The organism is Mycoplasma todarodis (genome assembly GCF_004335995.1).
GTDB classification, from domain to species: Bacteria; Bacillota_I; Bacilli_A; order Mycoplasmatales; family Metamycoplasmataceae; genus Mycoplasma_K; species Mycoplasma_K todarodis.
Genome location: NZ_PSZP01000049.1, coordinates 1 through 3,940, shown reverse-complemented (window position 1 = coordinate 3,940; position 3,940 = coordinate 1). Strand labels below are relative to the sequence as shown.

The window sequence follows — 3,940 nt, the reverse complement described above, 5'->3', positions numbered from 1 at the left end:
GCCAGCGTTCATCCTGAGCCAGGATCAAACTCTCATAAATTGATTCCGGGTTCATGGTTTCTTGTATCTAGTTTTCAAAGATCTATCAGCAACATTTAAATTAACTTTTTCAAGGTATTCAATGTGTGTTGCCTTACAAGTATATCAAAGTTTCAAGAATTTTGAATTACTTTTTTAAAGTTTTTTTAAATATTCTCAAAAATAAAAAAAGAGCGTTTAGCCCTTTTATTTATATTTATTAATATATGTTTGAAATTGGTGTTTCTAATGAGTATTGTGTTTTGTTTACTTCAAAAAGTTTTTCCATTTCTTTAATTAATTCTTCGATTGTTGTAGATTTTAGTTTTTTAGTTTCATTTTTTGATTCTAATAAAACTTTTTCTAATTCTTTTTTAAAGTCTGCTGTTGTTTTAATTGAATATGCATCGAATTTTATCTTTGCACCATTCATTATTTTTAATGCATCCTCTTTTTTGAATCCAACCATTTCATAAATATCACCGATAACACGTTTTGCTTCTTCGATGTTATTAGTGTTTTTAATAGCTTCTTCAATTTTTGAAAAATCAATAACTTTTTGGTTCTTATCCATTACATCTTGATTATTTAAAGTTTTAACAAGATTTTCTTTAGATTCTTCTAGAACTTTAACTTCATCCGAAATGTTTTTTTCTGTTGCAGTTAAAGTGTCTTGTTTTATCTGAATATCTTTTGCATTTTTATCGAATGCAGCTTTTGCATTTGTTTCTTCTTCATTTGCTTTTGTTAAATCATTTGAAGCTTTTGTTTTTGCAATTGTTTTTGTTTCAACTTCTTTTACAATAGCATCAAATTCAGAGTTTACTTTATCAACTTCTGTTTGTGCTGTTGCTGTTGTTGCTTTTGCATCGTCAAGCGTTGTTGTTTTTGTTTGAGCAATTTTTTCTTGATCTTCAACATCTTTTTTCGCTTGTGCTTCTGCCGATGTTTTTGCAGCAACTTCTGCTACTGCTGTTGTTTCATTATTTTCTTCAGTTGCTTTTCTTGTTTGTGCTTCTGTTAATTTTTGATTTGTAGCATCAACCTTTGCTTGGTTTTCAACCACTAAATCATTTGCATTTGTTACTGCTGTTGTTTTGGCACTAGTTTCATTTTCTGCATCTTGCTTCGCTTGGTTTGCCTTATCTAAATTTGTTGTGGCAGTATCGAGTTCTGTTTTTGCATCTGATTCTTTTTTTGTTTTTTCAGCAATTACAGCATTATGATCATTAATATCATTTTGAGCTTTATCAACTTTTTGCTTTAATCCTAAGTTTTGTTTAACTATATAGTCTTTTATAAGAGTGTCTAATGCAATATCTTCATTTTTAGATTTTATCTTATCTTCCATTGCAGCAAAAGCACTTTTAGCAATATTTAAGGTTTTTAAAGTTTTTTCCTTAGCTGTTGAAGCCTTTAGGAATTCAGAGTTATGTTCATAAGAAGATTTTTTCAAATTACGCAATGTTTGTTCTAATGTTTGTTTATCTTTAATTTCTTTACGAAGAGCTTCACCAGTTTTATTGGCAACATCTGTAACTTTCATGTTTTTTTCAATAAATTCATCTTTTTCACGATTAATTTTATCGAATTCAACACTTGCTATTTGTTGTCTATCGTAAACCTTTTGTAAATCATTATCTGCGTCTTGCTTCTCTTGGTTTAATGTATCAACAGAAGTCTGTAGTTGTTGTTGTTCTGTTTTTGCAGTATCTATTTTTTGTTGTAGCGCTAAAGAAAGATTATTATAATTTTTATGATCTTCTTTTATTTTTTCTTTTTGTGTGTCAAGTTCAAGTAATTGTTTATTTAATTCTATTGAAAGTTTTCTTATTCTTTCAACTTCAGTACGCAGGAATTCTAACCTTGCTTGATCTTTGGGTCTACGGTTTTGATAGTTTTCTAACTGATATAACTCAAATGAATATTGTTGATTTTGCGTATCTAACTTAGTTTTTCTACTTTCGATCCCCTTATACTTTTCTTCCAATCTTCATAAAGGACTTGCTTTTGTTTTAGAATCAAAGTTTTTATTGTCATCATCCATTTTTTGTTTTTGTTTTTCTAAATCAGAAACTTCACTTGTTTTGGCGTCTAATAACTTTTGTTGTTCAGCTATTTTTGAATCTCTTGCCATGTTAGCTAATGATAAATCATTTATTTCTTTATTGATTTCATCTATTTTCTTTTCTGATGCTTTAAATTTAGCTTCGATTGTTGTTGATGATTTTGATATTTCTTCCATTTTACCAGTAGCATCTTTTCAAGCTTTTTGCGCAGCTTCAATATCTTGTTTTTCTTTTTCGATTTTAGCTTCTGTAGTTGCTATTTGAGTTAAGAAGTCTGCTTTTTTTGTTTCAGCACTTTGGAAGGCTTTCAATGCATTGTCATATGGAGTCTGAGCTTTGTCAATTTCCTTTTGAGCATCAGCAAGTTGTTTTGTTAATTCTGTTAAGTCATTTTCATTTGCTTCTAGATCTTTTGTCGCAAGTAAACGGTTGGCTTCTGCTTCTTGGAATGCTTTTTCTGCTTTTTCTAATTCTTTTGTCAATTGTTCTGTTGTTGTTTGTGCATCAATAAGTTCTTGTTGAGCTTTATTGAATTCACCTTGTTTTGTTGCAGAGATATTTTTAGCGTCTTCTAATTCTTGTTTAACTTTATTTAAATTTGCTTCGGCTTTCTCAAATTCTTGTTGAGCTGCATCTTTAGCAGTTTGAGAATTTGCAAGTTTTTGTTTATCTTCACCAAGAGTTTTTGTTAGATTAGATATTTCAGAGATAGTGTTATTAAGTTTTTTTGTTGCTTCAGTTTTTTTGTTGCTTGCTTGTGCAAGTGCTTCTTGTGCTTTTGTTAATTCTGTTTTAAGTTGATTCTCTTTTTGTTTTGCGCTATCCAATTCTCTTTGTGCATCGGCTTGTGCATTGGTTGCTGTTTCGAGTTTTGTTTCACTAGTTTTCTTTTCTGCTTCTTTAGCAGTCTTCTTAGCGTTAGCTTCATCAAGTTGTTTTTGAGCTTCTTTTTGTTTTGTTTTAGCTTCATCAACATTTTGTGTTGCTGTTTTCTTTTTGTTTGTTAGCGATGCTGTTTTTGCTTTTTCTGCATCCAACTCTTTCTTCGCTAGATCTTTTGCTATTTTCGCTTTTTCTAAGTTTTCAAATTTTTGTTTTAACTCTTTTAACTCTTTTTCTTTATCAATACCTTTTTGAGTTTTTCAACCTTTTGTTTTTGATTCAGAAAACTTACCTTTGATGGCATTCATAACTTTTTCAGATTTAACATTACCATTAACATCCTTTGAAGATTCTAATTCGTTAATAATATCGATTTGAACAGCTGTGTATTTCCCAGCTTTTTCTTCAACATATCCCTCAAGCATTTTATTGATTCTTGTTTGAATATTTTCAATAGCCTTTCATGAGAATGCATCATGTTCTGGAACATCAATACTATCTCAGAAATTTTCTAATATTTTGTTATCAAAAGATGAATCACTTTTAGGTGCATCACCTTTTTTATTTTTAAGTGCAAGAGCTACTCCTGTACCAGTTCCTGCTACAGCTAATACCGAAATTGCACCAATCCCAATTTTTATACCTTTTGTCATATTTTTCTCCCATTAAATTATTATTTATTTCAAGGTGAAACCTTTTTCGCCATAAAAAGGTTTCTTTTTGAAACATACAATAAATTATATACCTTTTGGTTGTTTTTAACAAGTAAAAAATAAGCTACTCCATCGTTTTTTAATCAAAAAACATACATTTTAAGAGTACAAATATAGGTTTTTTTGTAAAAACATCTCCTTTTTACAGGGGTAAAAAATAAAAAAGGCGAAAAAAAAGGACCTTTATAGGTCATTTGTTTCTAGTTCTTTCAAAACTGAATAGCAGATTCTTCATTGGTTTGTCTGTGACGTACCGTT

1 protein-coding gene is annotated in these 3,940 nt (G+C 29.7%); it reads right to left on the bottom strand.

The genetic code is table 4. The features are described 5' to 3' along the window. Positions 1-238: 238 nt before the first annotated feature. Positions 239-3,622: a hypothetical protein gene (locus C4B25_RS04280; protein WP_131613871.1), complete on the bottom strand. Its 3,384-nt coding sequence runs from the start codon at positions 3,620-3,622 to the stop codon at positions 239-241. Positions 3,623-3,940 lie beyond the last annotated feature (318 nt).